The organism is Nocardia sp. NPDC060255, from assembly GCF_042727395.1.
Lineage (GTDB): Bacteria > Actinomycetota > Actinomycetes > Mycobacteriales > Mycobacteriaceae > Nocardia.
In genome coordinates this window covers 17,625-36,678 of the sequence record NZ_JBHXAU010000012.1, presented here as the reverse complement: position 1 = coordinate 36,678, position 19,054 = coordinate 17,625, and the positions used below count along the sequence as shown (strand labels likewise).

Annotated in this window: 17 protein-coding genes; 14 read left to right on the top strand and 3 right to left on the bottom strand. The window is 67.2% G+C overall.

Going from position 1 to position 19,054, the window contains the following annotated elements; all coding sequences use genetic code 11:
- Nucleotides 1-10: 10 nt before the first annotated feature.
- From ribH to ACFWF1_RS22160, 3 genes are all read left to right on the top strand, one after another.
- Nucleotides 11-493 carry a 6,7-dimethyl-8-ribityllumazine synthase gene (ribH, locus tag ACFWF1_RS22170; protein ID WP_379291964.1) on the top strand — a complete coding sequence of 161 codons (483 nt, stop codon included), beginning with the start codon at nt 11-13 and terminating at the stop codon, nt 491-493.
- 250 nt (nt 494-743) lie between these two features.
- Nucleotides 744-1,247, top strand: a complete 504-nt coding sequence (locus tag ACFWF1_RS22165; RefSeq protein WP_379291965.1) for a PH domain-containing protein — start codon at nt 744-746, stop codon at nt 1,245-1,247.
- A gap of 76 nt (nt 1,248-1,323) precedes the next feature.
- Entirely contained in the window at nt 1,324-1,863 is a 540-nt protein-coding gene (locus tag ACFWF1_RS22160; protein WP_379291966.1) for a GNAT family N-acetyltransferase, read from the top strand.
- 1,113 nt (nt 1,864-2,976) lie between these two features.
- On the opposite strand, the gene ACFWF1_RS22155 is transcribed toward ACFWF1_RS22160, so the two are convergent.
- Nucleotides 2,977-4,941, bottom strand: a complete 1,965-nt coding sequence (locus ACFWF1_RS22155) for a gamma-glutamyltransferase family protein (RefSeq protein WP_379291967.1) — start codon at nt 4,939-4,941, stop codon at nt 2,977-2,979.
- Between the two features lie 278 nt (nt 4,942-5,219).
- Between ACFWF1_RS22155 and ACFWF1_RS22150 the strand changes: the two genes are divergently transcribed.
- From ACFWF1_RS22150 to ACFWF1_RS22105, 10 genes are all read left to right on the top strand, one after another.
- The gene (locus ACFWF1_RS22150; RefSeq protein WP_379291968.1) at nt 5,220-5,909 is read left to right on the top strand and encodes an HAD family hydrolase; all 690 of its coding nucleotides are present in this window, start codon (nt 5,220-5,222) and stop codon (nt 5,907-5,909) included.
- 154 nt (nt 5,910-6,063) lie between these two features.
- Nucleotides 6,064-6,495: a hypothetical protein gene (locus ACFWF1_RS22145; RefSeq protein ID WP_379291969.1), complete on the top strand. Its 432-nt coding sequence runs from the start codon at nt 6,064-6,066 to the stop codon at nt 6,493-6,495.
- 129 nt (nt 6,496-6,624) lie between these two features.
- The gene (gene uvrC, locus ACFWF1_RS22140) at nt 6,625-8,631 is read left to right on the top strand and encodes an excinuclease ABC subunit UvrC (RefSeq protein ID WP_379291970.1); all 2,007 of its coding nucleotides are present in this window, start codon (nt 6,625-6,627) and stop codon (nt 8,629-8,631) included.
- 204 nt (nt 8,632-8,835) lie between these two features.
- Nucleotides 8,836-9,816, top strand: a complete 981-nt coding sequence (rapZ, locus tag ACFWF1_RS22135) for an RNase adapter RapZ (protein WP_379291971.1) — start codon at nt 8,836-8,838, stop codon at nt 9,814-9,816.
- The gene (gene yvcK / locus ACFWF1_RS22130) at nt 9,813-10,859 is read left to right on the top strand and encodes a uridine diphosphate-N-acetylglucosamine-binding protein YvcK (protein WP_379291972.1); all 1,047 of its coding nucleotides are present in this window, start codon (nt 9,813-9,815) and stop codon (nt 10,857-10,859) included. Before rapZ ends, yvcK begins: the two co-directional genes overlap by 4 nt.
- Nucleotides 10,850-11,833 (top strand): DNA-binding protein WhiA, encoded by a 984-nt coding sequence (gene whiA, locus ACFWF1_RS22125; RefSeq protein WP_040736336.1) that lies wholly within the window; start codon nt 10,850-10,852, stop codon nt 11,831-11,833. The genes yvcK and whiA overlap by 10 nt, the downstream gene beginning before the upstream one ends.
- Before the next feature lie 410 nt (nt 11,834-12,243).
- On the top strand, nt 12,244-13,263 hold the full coding sequence (gap, locus tag ACFWF1_RS22120; protein WP_150408421.1) for a type I glyceraldehyde-3-phosphate dehydrogenase: 1,020 nt from the start codon (nt 12,244-12,246) through the stop codon (nt 13,261-13,263).
- Between the two features lie 4 nt (nt 13,264-13,267).
- On the top strand, nt 13,268-14,482 hold the full coding sequence (locus tag ACFWF1_RS22115) for a phosphoglycerate kinase (RefSeq protein WP_379291973.1): 1,215 nt from the start codon (nt 13,268-13,270) through the stop codon (nt 14,480-14,482).
- A 14-nt stretch (nt 14,483-14,496) separates the two neighbouring features.
- On the top strand, nt 14,497-15,294 hold the full coding sequence (gene tpiA / locus ACFWF1_RS22110; RefSeq protein ID WP_379291974.1) for a triose-phosphate isomerase: 798 nt from the start codon (nt 14,497-14,499) through the stop codon (nt 15,292-15,294).
- Between the two features lie 75 nt (nt 15,295-15,369).
- Nucleotides 15,370-15,852 carry an NUDIX domain-containing protein gene (locus ACFWF1_RS22105; RefSeq protein ID WP_379291975.1) on the top strand — a complete coding sequence of 161 codons (483 nt, stop codon included), beginning with the start codon at nt 15,370-15,372 and terminating at the stop codon, nt 15,850-15,852.
- Here ACFWF1_RS22105 and ACFWF1_RS22100 read toward each other — a convergent pair whose 3' ends face one another.
- The gene (locus tag ACFWF1_RS22100) at nt 15,853-16,635 is read right to left on the bottom strand and encodes an META domain-containing protein (RefSeq protein ID WP_379291976.1); all 783 of its coding nucleotides are present in this window, start codon (nt 16,633-16,635) and stop codon (nt 15,853-15,855) included. It lies immediately after the preceding gene.
- Nucleotides 16,636-16,683: 48 nt separating this feature from the next.
- Nucleotides 16,684-18,105 (bottom strand): lipase family protein, encoded by a 1,422-nt coding sequence (locus ACFWF1_RS22095; RefSeq protein ID WP_379291977.1) that lies wholly within the window; start codon nt 18,103-18,105, stop codon nt 16,684-16,686.
- A 171-nt stretch (nt 18,106-18,276) separates the two neighbouring features.
- Here ACFWF1_RS22095 and ACFWF1_RS22090 point away from each other — a divergent pair, with 171 nt between their 5' ends.
- The gene (locus ACFWF1_RS22090; protein ID WP_379291978.1) at nt 18,277-18,906 is read left to right on the top strand and encodes a TetR/AcrR family transcriptional regulator; all 630 of its coding nucleotides are present in this window, start codon (nt 18,277-18,279) and stop codon (nt 18,904-18,906) included.
- Nucleotides 18,907-19,054 lie beyond the last annotated feature (148 nt).

Sequence of the window (19,054 nt, the reverse complement as noted above, 5' to 3'; positions counted from 1 at the left end):
GCAGACATCGATGAGCGGTACCGGCGTACCGACTTTCGCGCTCGCGGATGCCAAGGACCTGAAACTCGGCATCGTCGCGTCGCGCTGGCACACCACGATCTGCGACACCCTGGTGGCCAACGCCGAGCAGGTGGCCAAGGACGCCGGCGTCGTGCACGTCACGGTGGTGCGGTGCGCGGGTGCGATGGAGCTGCCGGTGGTGGCGCAGGAACTGGCCCGCTCGCACGACGCGGTGGTCGCGCTGGGTGTGGTGATCCGTGGCGGCACACCGCATTTCGAGTATGTCTGTGATGCGGTGACCGCCGGGCTCACCCGGGTTTCGCTGGATGCTGGTACGCCGGTTGCGAATGGGGTGCTCACCACGAACGACGAAGATCAGGCGCTGGACCGCGCCGGGTTGCCTGGTTCCGCTGAGAACAAGGGCGAGCAGGCTTGCGCCGCGGCGCTCGATGCCGCGCTCACCCTGCGCTCGCTGCGGCAGTCCGCATTGTGAGTATGGCCGGGCGGAGTCTGTCGATGGGCGTGGCTGAGCAAGATTCGTTCTCTCGTCTGTTGCCGGGCCGGGTCGGGCTGCGGTCGCCCTACCTTGCGTTGTCGGGTGGAGTCCGACCGTCGATGCGTGGCAGGGCAGAGTCCGTGCTCCCCGGTGTCGGCAGGTTAGGAGCGTTGGCTGCACCGTGCGTCGGCGAGCAGGGGCGGTGCATCGGTGTGTTGCCGCGACGCGTGCGTGGGACGGGTATCTGATGCCGGTTGTACGGATATTCCGGAGGAACGCCGAACCCGTTGCGGGACAGGGTGATCTGCCCGAGTGGGAACTCGAGGTGCGGCCGCGTCGTGCGGTGCGTACTGCCCGGATCGTCGCCGCCGTGATCGCTATCGCGTTCCTGGCCGGCGGCATCTGGTTGCGGACTGGCTCGACCGGCGTCAACTTCCGGGTCGCCGACCAGCTCGCGATGATCGGTATCGGTCTCCTCATCGCGGCTGCCGTTCTCCTGCTCACTCGCCCGCGCGTACGCGTCGGCGCTAACGGCGTCTCGGTCCGGAACATCTTGGGCGACAGTGACTTCCCGTGGGACACCGTGCGGGGTGTCACCTTCCCGGACAAAAAAGCGTGGGCCCGCCTGGAACTCGTCAACGACGACTACGTCCCCATGCTCGCCATTCGCTCCAACGACAAGGAACATGCCGCCCAGGCGATGGACAAGCTGCGCGAGCTCGGCGCGAAGTACACCGCCGACCAGGAGTGACCTGAGGACTCCGACACGGTCGCGTGTCGGAGGTTCATGCCGGGGTATGCGCTGGGTGGCCCGTTAACCTGCACCTATGCAGACCGGTGCGTTCGTCCTTGCGGCGGCCTTCGCCGAGGATCCGCTGATGACCTATCTCTGGCCGCGGCCGGCGATGCGGGAGCACGCGTTGCCTGGCTTCTGGGATTCGCGCATCGCGTCGCGAGCCGAGACCGGCATGGTCGACTCCGCGTGTGACGACGACGGGAACATCGTCAGCGTCGCGCTGTGGGAACCCGCCGGGATCGTCTCCTCGATCGCCAAGCCGTTCAGCCTGTTACGAGCGCTGAAGGGACACCTACCGCGAGCGCTCGCGGCATCGCGCCAAATGGAAGACGCCCGCCCCGACGTGCCACACCTGTACCTGGCCGCAGTCGGCACCCGCCCCGATTCCCAGCGCCAGGGCTTCGCCTCATCGTTGCTCGAACAACGCCTCGCCAGCTCCGTCGAACCCTGCTTCGTAGTCTGCAATTCCCGCGCGACCCTGCCGTTCTACGAACGCTTCGGCTTCGTCCAACAGGGCGAACTGACCATCGACCACGGCCCCGTCGTCTACCCCATGCTCCTGCCCCGCTGATTCCGCCGCCAACAGCAACGGATCCGCTCTGTTTCTAAGGATTCGCGCGCACTCTGACCCTAGGCAGCGTGCGGATTCCGAGAGCCGGTGCGGCTGCTGTCACAGCCGCACAGCCAGGATGCGCCACCAAACGGCATCAACGCGACCGTCGAACGGGAGATGGTGGCGGCCCTACTCGTACATTGCCGCCACCATGTCCCGTTGATCATGAAATCCGACCACCACCGCGTCCCCACTGTCAGCCGAACACCGTTTCTGTCACCCGAACACCCGGTACAGCGGGTGTGAGGCTTACGGAAACGGTGTTCGGCCGCCACAAAGGGAGTGCGTCGGAGCCGCAGCGGTCCCCAAACCGCCACACGACATCCTCACTCCCGTCCAAAGCGCTCGAGAACAGCACCACAGCCAGTCCTCCCGCTCCCAACCGCACATTTATTACCCAGGCCGCGGTAGAGCAAGTCGGGGACCCCACCTGACGTGCCCAGCACTACTCCGGTCATCTGATGAACCAGTCGACAATCTCGGAGCCAGCACACCACCGGAGTTCTCTGTGTGTATACCAACCCGGACCTGTACACAAACAGACCCTCGGAAAGGTGCACTTATCCGGGCAAGTGCTTCTTAGGGATTCCAGGCGATGACCTGTTCATTGAGCTGAAGACCTGATCCCATGTTTTCTTGTGAGTAGTGCTGGGCGCGTCGTGTGCCGTACCCGGCTTTAGGTGCGCGTCAGGTGCGCGATGTCACGTTCCCGAGGTGGTCATCTGGCTGTGGTTGCGTCACAAGCGCTTTGGACAAGAGCGGGGTGGTCGGCTGCGGTTTCGGTGCGCGATCAACCCCATCAGGCGGTCCATGGCGGTTTCAGTGCGCGATCAACCCCGCCGGGTGCACCCCGACCCCGGCATGCCCGAGATCTGCACTCTGTCTCGGGATCGGCACTCGGAATAGGGCCCTATAGCCAGTGCCGATCCCGAGTTAAGGTGCGGATTCTGCTGCCCGCGTGGCGCGTTGGAGGCCGCTCACCCTTTGTGTAATGCGCTCACCTCGTGTACTGGGTGTTCGGCTGACACAGTGGGTGTACGGATGGGTTCTCGCGTGGCGTTCGGGTGGTCGTCAGCGGTCGTCGCCGAGGACCGCGCCCTCGCGGCGGGGGTCGGCGCCGCCGACCCAGCCTTGGCCGTCGTGTTGGAGTGCGCTGAGGCCGCTGGATTGGGGAGCTATCGAGACCTTGTGGCCTAGTTCGCGGAGGCGAATGACCAGGGGGTCGGTGTTGCCGTTGTCGGCGGTGATGATGCTCGGATGTTCGCCGCCGAGGCCGGTTTCCGGGGCGTTGCCCGCGCCGAACGAGAGCGACGAGACGGCTTGTTGGGGGTCGAGGCCCCAATCGAGCATGCCGATCAAGGTTTTCACGACGAACTGGATGATCACCGAGCCGCCGGGGGAGCCGGTGACATAGGAGAGGGGGCCGCGGGTGCCGTCGGGGGCCTTGTCGAAGACCAGGGTGGGGGCCATCGAGCTGCGCGGGCGCTTGCTGGGCTGGACGCGGTTGGCCACGGGGACACCGTCGGTGCCGAGCGGGTCGGCGGAGAAGTCGGTGAGCTGGTTGTTCAGCACGAAGCCGTCGACGACGTGGAACGAGCCGAACGCGGATTCGACCGTGGTGGTCATCGCGGCGGCGTTGCCGTACTTGTCCACCACGGAGATGTGGCTGGTGCCGTGTTCCGGTGGCTGCGGGCCGACGCCGAGCGGGACGGGGCCGAAGTCGCCGGGCTGCGCGGTGCCCATGCTGTGGCCGCGGTCGATCAGGCCGGCGCGCTGCTTGAGGTAGTCCTTGTTCAACAGGGTCTGCGGTGAATTGCCGGGCAGCGGAATGAAATCGGTGTCGGCCACGTACTTGTTGCGGTCGGCGTAGGCGAGGCGCTCGGCCTCCGAGATGAGGTGCACCGCGTCGGCCTTCGGCTTACCGCCGTTGCGGGCTTCGGCACCGGAGCCGAGGTTGTCCGGTGGCAGGGCGGCGAGGTCGAAGTTCTCCAGGATGCCGAGGGTCGAGGCGACGGTGATGCCGCCGGACGACGGGCTCGGCATGCCGCAGATTTCGTGCGTGCGGTAGCCGGTGCAGAGGGCGGTGCGCTTCTTCGCCTGGTAGTTCGCCAGGTCGGCGGTCGTGATCAGGCTGGGGGTGCGGCCGCCGGAGGTGGTGGTGGCCGCGTCGACGATGTCCTTCGCGATCGCGCCGGTGTAGAAGGCCTGCGCGCCGTCGGAGGCGATGGCGCCCAACGTCTTCGCCATCGCCGGGTTGGTCAGCGTGGTGTCGGCCGCCTTGCCGGTGCCGTCGGGATTCAGGAAGTAGGCTTTCGCGGCGTCGTCGAGGGCGAGATCCTTGGCCGACTCCGCGATCTGCTGGGCGAAGCGGGCGCTGATCGGGAAGCCGTGGTCGGCGAGCTGGATGGCGGGATCGAACAACTCGCGCCAGCCGGTCTTGCCGTGATCGCGATGCGCCATCTCCAGCATCCGCAAAACGCCGGGCACGCCGATGGATCGGCCGCTGGCCCGGGCGTTCGGCTTCGGCTGGCTCCGGTCGACGTCGTCGACCCAGCGCAGATAGTTCTCGGTCGCCGCGGCGGGCGCGAGCTCGCGTCCGTCGTAGGCGTCGACGGTTTTGCTGGCCGCGTCGTAATACATCATGAAGGAGCCGCCGCCCAGGCCGGAGGCCTGCGGTTCCACCAATCCGAGCACCGCCTGCGCCGCGATCAGCGCATCCGCGGCGGTGCCGCCGTCCCGCAGGACCGCACATGCGGCCTTCGTCGACACCGGGTTCGCCGTCGCTACCGCGAACGTCTTCGTGTGCACCGGCGTCATCCCCGACCGGTATCCGGTGGCGATCTCCGGATTCGTGCTGATGTCCGGCGTCTTACCGCCGGTGGTACCGGCCGGCGTCGCGGCCACCGGCGTTCCGTTCGGCACCGTGTCGCAGACGCCGCTCGCCTTGTCCTGGTCGGATGAACAAGCCGTGACCGTCCCGAGGGCGAGCAGCAATGCCGCCGCCACACCCGTCCACATTCCTCGCGCGCGCCTCATGGGGGGACTCTAACGCTCGCCACCGACACTGCGGGAGAGTTTGTCGTACCAACGCTAGGGCGGTCCGTAGATCAACACCGGCGGAGTTGCCGGGGTGATCTGTCGATCGAGGTCGGGAGAATTCGTAGCGCCGAGCGGTGCCGGCGTTTCCCACCTGTCGGGATGAACTCGATTGCGCGCCACCACTTGTCGTCCGGAACCGGCCGGTCCGTCGCTATCCGCGGGGCCGTGGCCTGCGACGACCCCGGGCGCCGCGGATCCATCGGTAGGCTGGCCGCGTGACCATCGAGGCGGTGCTCTTCGACTATTCCGGGACCTTGTTTCGACTCGAGGACGACGATTCGTGGGTGGACCATATGGTCGGCGCCGACGGCCGAGCGTTCGACGTGCACGAGAAGACCGAGATCCTGCGCAGAATGACGGCGCCGGTCGAGCAGCTCGTCCAGTTCGGCACCGACGGCCAGTACGCCTGGGACAACCGCGACCTGGATCCGAAGCTGCACCGGCAGGCCTATATGGAGGTCCTGCGCAGGTCCGGCGTCCCCACCGACGACCAGGCGGCCATCCTGTACGAGCGCCTGATCGATCCGCTGACCTGGACGCCCTACCCCGACGTCGAAGAGGTCCTCACTCTGCTTGCGGCCCAAGGCATTCAGGTCGCCGTGGTCAGCAATATCGCCTTCGACATCCGCCCCGCCTTCACCACCCGGAACTGGGACCGCTACATCGACGCCTTCGCCCTCTCCTTCGAGATCGGCGCGGTGAAACCCGATCCGCGCATCTTCGCCTCGACCCTCGACAAACTCGGCGTCGAACCCGAGGCGGCCCTGATGATCGGTGACAGCGCCGAGGCGGACGGCGGCGCGACCGCCCTCGGTTGCCGATTCGCCCTGGTAAACGCGGTGCCGACGCAAGAACGTCCGTCCGGTCTCCGCGACGCCCTACGCAGTCACGGACTTTCGCGCTAGCAACGATCACCCGGACCCGGGCCGATCACGGCAAGATCATTTTTGGGTCACGGTAATTCCGTCCGAGTTGTCCGGCTCTTTCCCGTGATCTACCGTTCTGCCCGCGCGCCCGTTGACTCGGGCCGAGAGTGTGGATCGGAAGTGGGGGAGCGCCGTGGGCGCGGAATTTTCGGACGATGATCTGGCCGTCGCCGAGCGATTATGGGCGTTGAGCGCGATGCCCGAGCCCGCGCGGGAAGCCAAGGAAGCCGCCTTCGGTCTGGCCGGATTCGGCCTCGCGTACGCGGTGCTCATGGGCCTGACGCTCGGGGCCGAAGCCGCAGGTGGCGCGGCAATTCAGTTCCTGTTCAGCTGGCTGCTCGCCCCGGTCGTGTGGGGTTTCACCCGCGGCGCGAGCGGCGTGCGGGTACTGGCGATCATCTTGGCGGCCGCGCAGGCCGTGGTCGGCTGGCGAACCCATCCCCTCGACGTGCCGTTCGAGCAGTGGATCGTGGCTGTGTGCTATTCGCTCGGCGCGTCGACGGCCGTCGTCTACCAACTGACCCGCGCCGAAGCCAAGGCCTGGTTCGACATCGACGAATCGTGAGTCGCGCGCGCGACCGAAACGTTCCTGTCGCGCAGTAAGTTTCGGCGGTTCAGCGCGCGACCGTTCGGACCGGCACGCGGAACCCGGCGCTGTGCCGGACCTGTCGGACGTCCTCGATAGGCTTGATGGGTGGCAGATCCAGCGACGTACCGGCCCAAGCCGGGCACGATTCCCGTCGAACCCGGGGTATACAAGTTTCGGGACGCTCATCGGCAGGTCATCTACGTCGGCAAGGCAAAAAGCCTGCGCAGCAGGCTGAACTCGTACTTCGCCGACGTGGCTTCGCTGCATCCGCGCACCCGGCAGATGGTCACCACGGCGGCGAGCGTGGAATGGACGGTCGTCTCCACCGAGGTGGAGGCGCTGCAGCTCGAATACAACTGGATCAAGGAATTCGACCCGCGATTCAACGTGCGGTACCGCGACGACAAGTCGTATCCGGTGCTCGCGGTGACGTTGAACGAGGAGTTCCCGCGCCTGTTCGTCTACCGCGGCGCGCGTAAGAAAGGCGTGCGCTACTTCGGCCCGTACGCGCATGCCTGGGCGATCAGGGAAACCCTCGACCTACTGCTGCGCGTGTTCCCCGCGCGCACCTGCTCCAACGGAGTGTTCAAGCGGCACAACCAGATCGGCCGCCCCTGCCTGCTCGGCTACATCGACAAGTGCTCGGCGCCGTGCATCGGCCGGGTCAGCGCCGCCGAGCACCGCCAGATCGTGGAGGACTTCTGCGACTTCCTGGCCGGCCGCACCGACCGCATGGTGCGCCAGCTCGAGCGCCGGATGCAGGAGGCCGCCGAGGATCTGGACTTCGAGAACGCCGCGCGCCTGCGCGACGACGTGCAGGCGCTGCGCCGCGCGCTGGAGAAACAGGCCGTCGTGCTCGGCACCGGCACCGACGCCGACGTGATCGCCTTCGCCACCGACGAGTTGGAGGCGGCGGTGCAGATCTTCCACGTCCGCGACGGCCGGGTCCGCGGCCAGCGCGGCTGGGTGGTCGACAAATCCGGCGACGCCATCGACGCGCCGGAGGCGGGCAGCGAGCTGGCGGTGCTCGTCGAGCAGTTCCTCACCCAGTTCTACGGCGAACAGGTCTCGGTGGCCGAACTCGGCGAGGCCGAGCAGCCCGCCACCGTGGTGCCGCGCGAGGTGCTGGTCCCCGAACTCCCCGCCGACGCCGACCAGCTCCAGGAATGGTTGTCGAACCTGCGCGGCTCGGCCGTGCACCTGCGGGTGCCGCAACGCGGCGACAAGAAGGCCCTCGCCGAGACCGTGCAGCGCAACGCGATGGAGGCGCTGCAGCAGCACAAGCTCAAGCGCGCGGGCGACCTCACCTCGAGATCGGCTGCGCTACAAGCCATTCAAGACGCCCTCGAACTCGACAGCGCCCCGCTGCGGATCGAATGTGTCGACATCAGCCATGTACAGGGCACCGACGTGGTCGCCTCGCTGGTGGTGTTCGAGGACGGCCTGGCCCGCAAATCCGAGTACCGCCACTACACCATCAAGGAGGCCGCGGGCGACGGCCGTTCCGACGACGTCGGCAGCATCAGGGAGGTGACCAGGCGGCGCTTCTACAAGCTGCAAAAGGAGCGCGACCTGATGGCCAGCGAGGACCTGGAAGCCGAAAACGCCGACGACACAACGGAACTCCTCTCCCGTCCCGGCATCGATCCGGACACCGGCCGCCCGCGCAAGTTCGCCTACCCGCCCAACCTCTACGTCGTCGACGGCGGCGCGCCCCAGGTCGCGGCCGCCGCCGAGGTGCTCGACGAACTCGGCATCACCGATGTCGCGGTGATCGGCCTGGCCAAACGCCTCGAGGAGGTGTGGGTGCCCGGCGAGAGCGACCCGGTGATCATGCCGCGCAACAGCGAGGCCCTGTTCCTGCTGCAACGGGTGCGCGACGAGGCACACCGATTCGCAATCACCTTCCACCGCAGCAAACGCTCGCGCCGGATGACCGCGTCCGCGCTGGACTCGGTGCCCGGGCTGGGTGCGGCGCGCCGAACCGCGCTGGTTACCCATTTCGGTTCCGTCGCGAAACTGAAGGAGGCCACGGTGGAGCAGATCACCGAGGTCCCCGGCATCGGGCTGGCCACCGCGAAAGCGGTACTCGCCGCGTTGCAAGGGGGCTGAGAAACATCGGAATCATCGGCTTCCCTGCCATCCACCTATATTCTCGGTACCGTTCCATCACATGTTTGCGAGCCAGGCGTCAGCGAGCTAGCCAGGGAATCAGCGTCCACGTGCACCACAGAAGGTAATCGCGCATGTCTGCGCCCGATACCGGGAGCAGTGCGGGATGATTCCGAGAGGTACCCAAGACGGATCCGGTAGGACATGACACGCGTCGAATCGAACAACACTGCGGGAAATCCGCGACAGACCGAGGGGCGGGCCAGCCCCTCGAGCGCTGTCGCAGCGGCGAACCCGCAGGTCGAGGTCGTCATCGTGACCGGGCTATCCGGCGCGGGCCGCGGCACCGCCGCCCGCGTGCTCGAGGATCTCGGCTGGTACGTCGCGGACAACCTGCCGCCGGAGCTGATCGGCCGGATGGTCGAACTCGGTGCGTCCGCCGAGCCGCCGATCCGCAGCCTCGCCCTGGTGATGGACGTGCGCAGCAGGTTTTTCACCGGCGACCTCTCCGTGGTCACCGATCAATTGCGCAAGCTCGGCATCGGGACCAGGGTGCTGTTTCTCGAAGCCTCCGATGACGTGCTGATCCGGCGCTTCGGCTTCGCCCGCCGCAGGCACCCGCTGCAGAGCGAGAGCAAAGATGGCACACTCTCCGCGGGCATCGCCGCGGAACGGATCCGGCTCTCGGCCGTGAAAACCGCGGCGGACCTGGTCATCGACACCACCGAACTGTCCATCCATCAGCTGCACCGCAAGCTGGAGGAGGCCTTCGGCGGCGGCGCGCCGAGCGCGTTGCAGCTGACCGTGCAATCCTTCGGCTTCAAGCGTGGGGTTCCACTGGACGCCGACATGGTGTTGGATGTGCGTTTTCTACCTAATCCACATTGGATACCGGAATTGCGGGAACACACTGGTCAGGAATCAGTGGTGAGCGAGTACGTGCTGTCGCGCCCCGGCGCCGACGATTACCTGCGTACCTGCCACCACCTGGTCGACCTGACGATGAACGGTTACCGCCAAGAGGGGAAGCGATACATGACGGTGGCAGTGGGCTGCACCGGAGGCAAGCACCGCAGCGTGGCGATCGCCGAGGCTCTCGGCGAACTGATGAGCGAGGTCACCGGCGGCACCGAGGGATCCGCCGACGTGGTGCGGGTCGTGCATCGGGATCTGGGGCGAGAATGACTGGTTGGGAATCGGATCCCAGCATTGTCGCGCTGGGCGGTGGGCACGGCCTGTATGCGACGTTGACCGCCATCCGGCGGCTGACCAGGAAGATCTGCGCGGTCGTCACCGTCGCGGACGACGGCGGTTCGTCCGGTCGCCTACGCGCCGAACTGGGCGTGCTACCGCCCGGTGACCTGCGGATGGCGCTGGCCGCGCTGGCCGAGGAGTCCGACGGCATCTGGACGCAGACCGTGCAGCACCGCTTCGGCGGCACCGGCGCACTGGCCGGTCACTCGGTCGGCAACCTCATCCTGGCCGGATTGGCCGAGGTACTCGGCGACCCCGTCGCCGCGCTGGACGAACTCGCGAAGATGTTGCGCATCACCGGACGGGTGCTGCCCATGTCGCCCATCGCGCTCGATATCGAAGCGGATGTGGCTGGGCTGGAAGCGGATCCGCGCGTCAGCCGGTGCATTCGCGGTCAGGTCGCCATCGCGACCACCCCCGGCAAGGTGCGGCGGGTGCGGTTGATCCCGTCCGACCCGCCGGCCAGTCAGGAAGCCACCTCGGCCATCGAACACGCCGACGTGGTCGTTCTCGGACCAGGATCCTGGTTCACCAGCGTCATCCCCCATGTGCTCGTCCCCGAACTACGAGAGGCGCTGGTGTACACCCGAGCCAGAAAAGTTCTGGTGCTGAACCTCGCCGCCGAGCCCGGCGAAACGGCGGGTTTCTCCGCCGAACGGCACCTGCATGTATTGTCCCAGCACGCACCGGAATTCGTGGTCGACGACGTGGTGGTCGATTCGGGCTCGGTGCCCGAGGGTCGCGAAAGAGAACATGTGGCGAGAGCCGCCGAACAGTTGCGCGCACGGGTAACCTTCTCCGATGTCGCCGAGGCGGGGACAGACCGGCATCACCCCGGAAAGCTTGCCGCCGCACTGGATCAACTGATCCGGCAACCTCGGCCGCAAATGGCAGGGCTTCGAGTCGAGGGACGGCACATGGGTCAGGATGTGCGTTCCGGGTTGGGTGGAAAGGAGCGCGTCTCGTGGCGATGACAGCCGATGTGAAAGACGAGCTGAGCAGGCTCACGGTGTCGCAAGTCAGTTCCCGCAAGGCGGAACTGTCCGCGCTGCTGCGCTTTGCGGGCGGCCTGCACATCGTCGGTGGGCGAGTGATCGTCGAGGCCGAGGTGGACATGGGTTCCATCGCGCGCAGGCTGCGCCGGGAGATCTTCGAGCTATACGGCTACGGCTCCGACGTGCACGTGCTCGGCGCGGGCGGTCTGCGTAAGACCTCCCGCTACGTGGTGCGGGTGTCGAAGGAGGGCGAGGCGCTGGCCCGGCAGACCGGGCTGCTCGATGTGCGCGGTCGTCCGGTGCGCGGCCTGCCCGCCCAGGTGGTCGGCGGCAGCATCGCCGACGCCGAAGCCGCTTGGCGCGGAGCGTTTCTCGCGCACGGTTCGCTCACCGAGCCCGGTCGTTCCTCCGCGCTGGAGGTCAGCTGCCCGGGGCCGGAGGCGGCGCTCGCGCTCGTCGGTGCGGCCCGCAGGCTCGGCATCACCGCTAAAGCGCGCGAGGTGCGCGGCACCGATCGGGTCGTGGTGCGGGACGGCGAGGCCATCGGCGCGCTGCTCACCAGGATGGGTGCGCATGGCACCCGGATCGTCTGGGAGGAGCGCAGGCTGCGCCGCGAGGTGCGGGCCACCGCCAACCGGCTGGCCAACTTCGACGACGCCAACCTGCGCCGCTCGGCCAGGGCCGCGGTCGCCGCGGCGGCCAGGGTGGAGCGCGCGCTGGAGATCCTCAGCGACGACGTGCCCGACCATCTCGCCGCCGCGGGCAAGCTGCGCGTGCAGCATCGTCAGGCGTCACTGGAGGAACTCGGCCAGCTCGCCGACCCGCCGATGACGAAAGACGCTGTGGCGGGCCGGATTCGGCGCCTGCTGTCGATGGCGGACCGGCGCGCCAAGGAACTCGGCATCCCGGACACCGAGTCGGCCGTCACCGCCGAACTACTCGACGAAGCCTGACGGACACGTCACCCGGCCGGTTGCCCCCAGGGGCACCCGGCCGGACCGCTGTCCGCGCATCCGCTCCGATGACCGCCACACCCGCACTCTGTCTCGGGACCTGCACTGGCTTTAGGGCCCTATTCCGAGTGCGGCTCCCGAGAGTCAGTGCGGATTCTTGCGGGCGGGTGCGGATTCCGGGCGAAGGGGACGTATGTCACCCCTGCGGGGGTACTGCCCTGGAATGTCAGGGTGGTTGACGGGGCTGCGGCGCTGGTAGGCGCGTCGTACTGTGAGGAAACAGACCGGTCGGTGATTGATTTCGCTGGTTACCGTGGTGGTGTGTCCAGGTGCATGTCAGTGCGGTAACAGGCGGGCACTACTGTTACAAGACATCGGAATGATCCGCTTGAAAGCTGAGGAGCGATAACGTGACTGTCCGGGTAGGCATCAACGGCTTCGGTCGTATCGGACGTAACTTCTTCCGGGCGGTGGAGGCGCAGAAGGCGCTGGGCACCACCGACATCGAGATCGTCGCGGTCAACGACCTCACCGACAACGCGACTCTCGCGACCCTGCTCAAGTACGACTCGATCCTGGGCCGCTTGCCGCAGGACGTCTCGCTCGACGGCGACGACACCATCGTGGTCGGTGACCAGCGGCTCAAGGCGCTGGCCATCAAGGAGGGCCCGTCGGCACTGCCGTGGGGCGACCTGGGTGTCGACGTGGTCGTGGAGTCGACCGGCATCTTCACCGACGCGACGAAGGCCAAGGGCCACCTCGCGTCCGGCGCCAAGAAGGTCATCATCTCCGCACCCGCCAAGGGTGAGGACCTGACCGTGGTCATGGGCGTCAACGACGACAAGTACGACGGCAGCCAGAACATCATCTCGAACGCCTCGTGCACCACCAACTGCCTCGGCCCGCTGGCCAAGGTGCTGCACGACGCCTTCGGCATCGAGCGTGGCCTGATGACCACCATCCACGCGTACACGCAGGACCAGAACCTGCAGGACGCGCCGCACGCCGACCTGCGTCGCGCCCGCGCCGCCGCGCTGAACATCGTGCCCACCGGCACCGGCGCCGCGAAGGCCATCGGCCTGGTGCTCCCCGAACTGCAGGGCAAGCTGGACGGCTACGCGCTGCGCGTGCCGGTCCCGACGGGCTCGGTCACCGACCTCACGGTGAAGCTGGCCAAGTCGGCGTCGATCGACGAGATCAACGCCGCTTACCAGGCCGCCGCCGCGGGCGCGCTGAAGGGCTACCTCAAGTACAACGTGGACCCGATCGTGTCCAGCGACATCGTCACCGACCCGCACTCCTGCATCTACGACGCGCCGCTGACCAAGGTCATCGACGATCAGGTGAAGGTCGTCGGCTGGTACGACAACGAGTGGGGCTACTCGAACCGTCTCGCCGATCTCATCGGCCTCGTCGGCAAGTCGCTCTGAGGCCATGACAGTCAAAACTCTCGAGGACCTGCTCAGCGAGGGTGTCGAAGGTCGGGGCGTGCTCGTGCGCTCCGACCTGAACGTCCCCCTCGACGACAGCGGTCAGATCACCGATCCCGGTCGGATCATCGCGTCCGTGCCGACCATCAAGGCGCTGGCCGAGGCCGGCGCGAAGGTGATCGTCACCGCGCACCTCGGTCGGCCGAAAGGTGAGCGGGATCCGAAGCTCTCGCTCGCTCCGGTCGCCGCGAAGCTCGCCGAAGAACTGGGCCGCAACGTCCAGCTCGCCGGCGACGTGGTCGGCGGGGACGCGCTCGCGCGCTCCGAGGGGCTGACCGACGGCGATGTGCTCCTGCTGGAGAACATCCGCTTCGACCCGCGCGAAACCAGCAAGGACGACGCGGAGCGGGCCAAGCTCGCCGCCGCGCTGGTCGAGCTGGTCGGCGACGACGGTGCGTTCGTGTCCGACGGTTTCGGTGTGGTGCACCGCAAGCAGGCGTCGGTCTACGACGTGGCCAAGCTGCTGCCGCACTACGCGGGCAAGCTGGTCGCGGCCGAGGTCGAGGTGCTCGCCAAGCTGACCACGGACACCGAGCGGCCGTACGCGGTCGTGCTCGGCGGTTCCAAGGTCTCCGACAAGCTCGCGGTCATCGAGGCGCTCGCGCCGAAGGTGGACACGCTGGTCATCGGTGGCGGCATGTGCTTCACCTTCCTTGCCGCACAGGGCCTTTCGGTGGGCGCCTCGCTGCTGCAGGAAGAGATGATCGACACCTGCAAGGATCTGCTCGATCGGTACGCCGACGTCATTCACCTGCCGCGCGACATCGTGGTGGCGAACAAGTTCGCGGCCGACGCGGACTCGAAGGTTGTTCCGGCGCACGAGATTCCGGACGGTTGGCTGGGTCTGGACATCGGCCCCGAATCGACCAGCCGGTTCGCCGCGCTGCTGACCGAGGCGAAGACGGTGTTCTGGAACGGCCCGATGGGCGTGTTCGAGTTCGAGAGCTTCGCGGCCGGCACCAAGGGCGTGGCCGAGGCCATCGTCACGGCGACCGGCAAGGGCGCGTTCACCGTCGTCGGCGGTGGCGACTCGGCCGCGGCCGTGCGTGCGCTCGGGCTGCCCGACGACGGTTTCTCGCACATCTCCACCGGCGGCGGCGCGTCGCTGGAATACCTGGAGGGCAAGGAACTTCCGGGCATCGCAGTGCTGGAAGATTGAGGAGTGCTACGACTGTGACAAAGTCTCTCGCCAGGAAGCCGCTCATCGCGGGCAACTGGAAGCTCAACCTCAACCACCTCGAGGCGATCGCGCTGGTGCAGAAGATCGCCTTCGCGTTGCCGGAGAAGTACTTCGCCAAGGTCGATGTCTCGGTGCTGCCGCCGTTCACCGATCTGCGCAGCGTGCAGACGCTGGTGGAGGGCGACAAGCTGCTGCTCACCTATGGGGCGCAAGATATTTCGGCGCACGACTCGGGTGCTTACACCGGCGAGATCAGCGGCGCGATGCTGGCCAAGCTCGGCTGCACCTTTGTCGCGGTCGGGCACTCCGAGCGGCGGCAGTACCACTGCGAGGATGACGCCACCGTGCTGGCCAAGGCCAAGCAGGCGCTGAAGTACGGGATCACGCCGATCGTCTGCATCGGTGAGGGCCTGAACGTCCGCGAGGCGAAGACGCACGTCGAGTACAACCTCGAGCAGCTGCGTGGTTCGCTGAAAGGCCTGACGGCGGAGGAGATCTCGAAGGTCGTCATCGCCTACGAGCCGGTCTGGGCCATCGGCACCGGCAAGGTCGCCACCCCCGCCGACGCGCAGGAAGTCTGCGGCGCGATCCGCGCGGAGCTGGCCAAGCTGGCCACCCCGGAGATCGCGGCCGGTGTCCGGGTGCTCTACGGCGGCTCGGTCAACGCCAAGAACGTCGGCGAGCTCGTCGGCCAGACCGACATCGACGGTGCCCTCGTCGGCGGCGCCTCGCTCAAGGGTGACGAGTTCGCCACCCTCTCCGCGATCGCCGCGGGCGGCCCACTGCCGTAACCGTTTCCACCCACCAGGGCCGGGCACCGCAACAGCGCTGCCCGGCTCTGCTGTGTTCTGGATAGTCTGTGCCGTATGCCGACCGAGCGAGCCGAATACCTTGCGGCGCTGCCACGTAAGCCGATGGGGGCCGGTGCGCTGTTCGTCGACGAGGCGGAACGGGTGTTGCTGGTCGAGCCGACCTACAAGGACCATTGGGAACTGCCGGGCGGCGTCGTGGAAGCCGATGAAGCGCCCTACGCCGCTGCCGTCCGGGAGATCGGCGAGGAGTTGGGTCTGACGGTGCCCATCGGGCGGCTGCTGGTGCTGGATTGGGTTCCGCCCGGCCGCTACCCGACCGATGGCGTGATGCTCGTCTTCGACGGTGGCGTGCTGAGCGTCGGCCAGGCCGCGGCGATATCGCTTCCGGCGCAAGAGCTTCGGAGCTGGGCCTGGTGTGACGCGGCCGCGGCTGCGGCGCGTCTGCCTGCGGTGCTGGCCAGGCGGGTGGCGGCAGCGAGCCGCGCTCGGGCCGAGGGGATTACCGCCTATCTGGAGGACGGGTTCGTCGTGCGCTGATTACTCGGCGCGCAGGGTGAGGCCGTTGCCGTTGGTGTTGCGGAGGGTGAGGGTGTCGGCGTCTGCGGTGGCGGTTGTCTTGCCGTCCAAGGCTTTCAGGACTGCTTGCTCGACCTCCATTACCTCGGGGGAGCACAGCATTTTGGTGGTGGCCACCTGGAAGGTGAGGTCGGTGTCGGGACCTGTTGCGTGGCCGGTCATTCGGTTGCAGCCCGCGGTGCCGGAGACGGTGCCGTCGTCGGCGATGGTGAGGGTGGGTTTCACCTCATCGATTGTCTGGGAACGGATTTGGGCGTCGGGGGTGATGAGGGCGGTGACGATCCAGGTGTGGCCCTTGATCGGGCGGTCCGGCTTGGCCACCTTCTTGTCCAGCATGGTCACCGTCAGCTTGTCGCTCTTCAGGGTCAGTTTGGTGTCGTCGAGCTGCCAGGTGGGGTCGGAGGTCAGCAGGCCGTTGAGCCATTCGTCGGCACCCGCGTGGTCGCCCGCGCAGGCCATGAGGGTGCCTGCCAGGCCGGTCACGTGCAGCTTGTTGTTGTCCAGCGTGACCGCGCCCGAAAAGGAGTTGCAGCCCGCATCCGCGGCGATCCGGCCGTCGGTGAAGGAGAGGGTCAGCGGACCGCCGCCGGGAATCGGCGCGCCGTCGACCGCGGTGGAGAGGAAGGTGCGGCCCGCCAAGCCCGGCGCGGTCGTCTTCGGGGTCGTGTCGCCGCTGGAGCAGGCGGTGACCGCGAGGAGAGCCAACAGGGCGACCGAGCCGAACCGCACGCGAGTAGCCGACATGACGGCGATGCTACCGATGACGTGCGGCCCGGCCCGGTCTCCGGCAGGTCAGACCGGCATGCCGAGGGCGGAGGCGAGGGTCTGGCCGATGGCGTTGGCGAACGCCGCGAACGCGCCGGGATCGAGGATCTGCAACGGCACGTCGCGATTGCTGCAGCTCTCCGGCGCGGGAACGCCGTTGAGCCGATCGTTGAGCCACAGTGCGGCCGAACCCGCGCCCGAGACGGCGGCGATGCCGTGCTCGCTGAGCAGTTCCCGGGTGTAGAACACCTTGGCGCTCGGGTCTTTGCAATAGGTGTCGTAGACCTTGTTGAGCGAGTTGACCGGCATCACCTCGTCGAGCGGCGCCTCATAGAAGTACATCGGGGACATCGGTGTGCCGCGGCGGCCGAGACTGATTTCTTCGAGCATGGGCTGTAGTTCGGGCGCACTGAGCGGGTCACCGCCGGGGTAGTCGAACAGCCCCTTGATGTTCACGAACGGGAACCCCGCGAATTGCAGTGCGACACACTGTCCTTCGTGCACCACGCGGATGGCTTTGCCGAGCGGGTTCATGTATCGGTCGACGAATTGGTTCAGCTCCGGATATTCCCTTGCCACGCCGAACAATCCACCGAGCACAGCACCGCCGAACGTGGAGGTGCCGTTGTTGTAATCGATCGCCGCACGGATATCGGCCATCACGCCGCCCGCCGCGGTGCCGACGAGATTCAGCTCCGGTGCGTACGCGCGTTGCAGTTCGGCGGCGTGCGCGGTCGGGATGGCGCCGCCGGAGTAGCCCCACATCGCCGTGCGCGTTGCGGCTCCCGGCAGTCCGGCCGGCTCGAAGTTCTGGGCCGCGCGAATGGCGTCCAACGTGATCCGGCCGCCGAGCGGACCGGTCGCGTAGGCCGCGTTCGGTCCCTGATGGTCGGGCACCACGACCGCATGTCCGAGCTGCAACATGGCCTGAACCTCGATGAACTCCGCACTGATCACCGGGTTGGTCGGGTTGGGCAGCGAGCCCATTTGCAGCACATAGGACGGTGCGCAGTTGACCGACAGCGAGTCCTCGGCGAACTGGAACGAGACGAGACTGCGGTCGGGAGTCGGCGACGGGCGGTACGGCACGATGACCGTGGCGACCGCCGGGATCGGCTCGCCACGCGTGTTGGTGCTGCGATACGACAACTGCCAGGCCCGCACGTTCAGGGGGATCAGGAAGAAGTTCGCGAGATTGACCTGTCGGGCCGCCAGGATTTCGCCGGGTTGTGCGGCCGTGACCTTGGCCGGATCGGGGTTGTAGAAGCCCTGATCCAGAAACGGCGGCGCGGGCGGCAGCGGGAACGGCAGTGGCGGCGCCACCGGTACCGGATCCGCGTGTGCGGTGCCGATCATCACAGGGCAGATCGCGACGGTTAATCCCGCGGTCAGCGCCAGGCAAGTTTGCGCGACCATTCTCTTGGTGCCCGCGGCAGTGCCCATCTTCATTTGGAACTCCTCGACCTCTACGCAACGCTGCGCGCCACGGCTCTCGGGCAAAAAGAGAGCAAATGTTTCCTAACTGGCGCGTCGACTGTAAAGTGCGTGCTGTCGCTGTGTCAACGATCACGCTGACCCGATGACCGCCCGTGCGGGACCGGGCGGGCAGGATGGGGAATCATGACCGGGAGCGCCGAAACACCGCGTCCACGGCGGACGCAGCAGGAACGCCGCGCGGCCACCGTCGCCAAGCTGATCGATGCGACGATCGCCGCGATCGGCGAGGTCGGCTATCAGCGCACGACCGTGCAGGAGATCTGCGGTCGGGCCGGGCTGTCCGTCGGGGCCATGTTCCGGCAGTTCGACAGCAGGCTCGACCTGATCGTGCGGACCGCGGAGGAGATCGTCACGCGGCAGCTCGCCGCGTTCACCGTGGTGATGGAACACCTTGGTGAGCATGCGAATCCGCTCGACACCGCGTTGCGCTTCCTGCAGGAGGCCCAGTCCGACGGCGTCACGCACGCACTGCGCGAGATCTACCTCGCGGCCCGCTCGGACGCGGAACTGCGGGTCAGGATCGCGCCGACGGTCGAGAACTATTACGACGAGATCGTCGCTACGGTAGACCGCACGGGAGTGCTGAACCAGTTTCCGCAGCGGCTGCGGGAGCCCATTTTCTTCATGGCGCTGCATGTGTTCTCGGGGCAGGCGGTCGTGCGCGGGGTGTATCAACGGCCTGACCTCGACGAGTCGGTTCTGACGCTGGTCGCGGACATGTTGCGCACCTACGCCGGTTCGGTGGACGAATAGGTCGCGCGGGGTGAGGTTGTGGACGCTGCAGGCGCCCGAGGCGGTCGCCGCGGTGCGGGCAGCAGGTCGCTACCGCGCGAGCTGGGATCTCGTGTCATCGAGTTTTCGGCCGGCGTATCGGCTGATGGCCGCCGAAATGGCAAGGCGC

Bases quoted from the DNA above. Each gene is read 5' to 3' on its own strand.
- ribH (WP_379291964.1), top strand. From the start codon at position 11: ATGAGCGGTACCGGCGTACCGACTTTCGCGCTCGCGGATGCCAAGGAC.
- ACFWF1_RS22165 (WP_379291965.1), top strand. From the start codon at position 744: ATGCCGGTTGTACGGATATTCCGGAGGAACGCCGAACCCGTTGCGGGA.
- ACFWF1_RS22160 (WP_379291966.1), top strand. From the start codon at position 1,324: ATGCAGACCGGTGCGTTCGTCCTTGCGGCGGCCTTCGCCGAGGATCCG.
- ACFWF1_RS22155 (WP_379291967.1), bottom strand. From the start codon at position 4,941: ATGAGGCGCGCGCGAGGAATGTGGACGGGTGTGGCGGCGGCATTGCTG.
- rapZ (WP_379291971.1), top strand. From the start codon at position 8,836: ATGACACGCGTCGAATCGAACAACACTGCGGGAAATCCGCGACAGACC.
- yvcK (WP_379291972.1), top strand. From the start codon at position 9,813: ATGACTGGTTGGGAATCGGATCCCAGCATTGTCGCGCTGGGCGGTGGG.
- ACFWF1_RS22115 (WP_379291973.1), top strand. From the start codon at position 13,268: ATGACAGTCAAAACTCTCGAGGACCTGCTCAGCGAGGGTGTCGAAGGT.
- ACFWF1_RS22105 (WP_379291975.1), top strand. From the start codon at position 15,370: ATGCCGACCGAGCGAGCCGAATACCTTGCGGCGCTGCCACGTAAGCCG.
- ACFWF1_RS22100 (WP_379291976.1), bottom strand. From the start codon at position 16,635: ATGTCGGCTACTCGCGTGCGGTTCGGCTCGGTCGCCCTGTTGGCTCTC.
- ACFWF1_RS22095 (WP_379291977.1), bottom strand. From the start codon at position 18,105: ATGAAGATGGGCACTGCCGCGGGCACCAAGAGAATGGTCGCGCAAACT.
- ACFWF1_RS22090 (WP_379291978.1), top strand. From the start codon at position 18,277: ATGACCGGGAGCGCCGAAACACCGCGTCCACGGCGGACGCAGCAGGAA.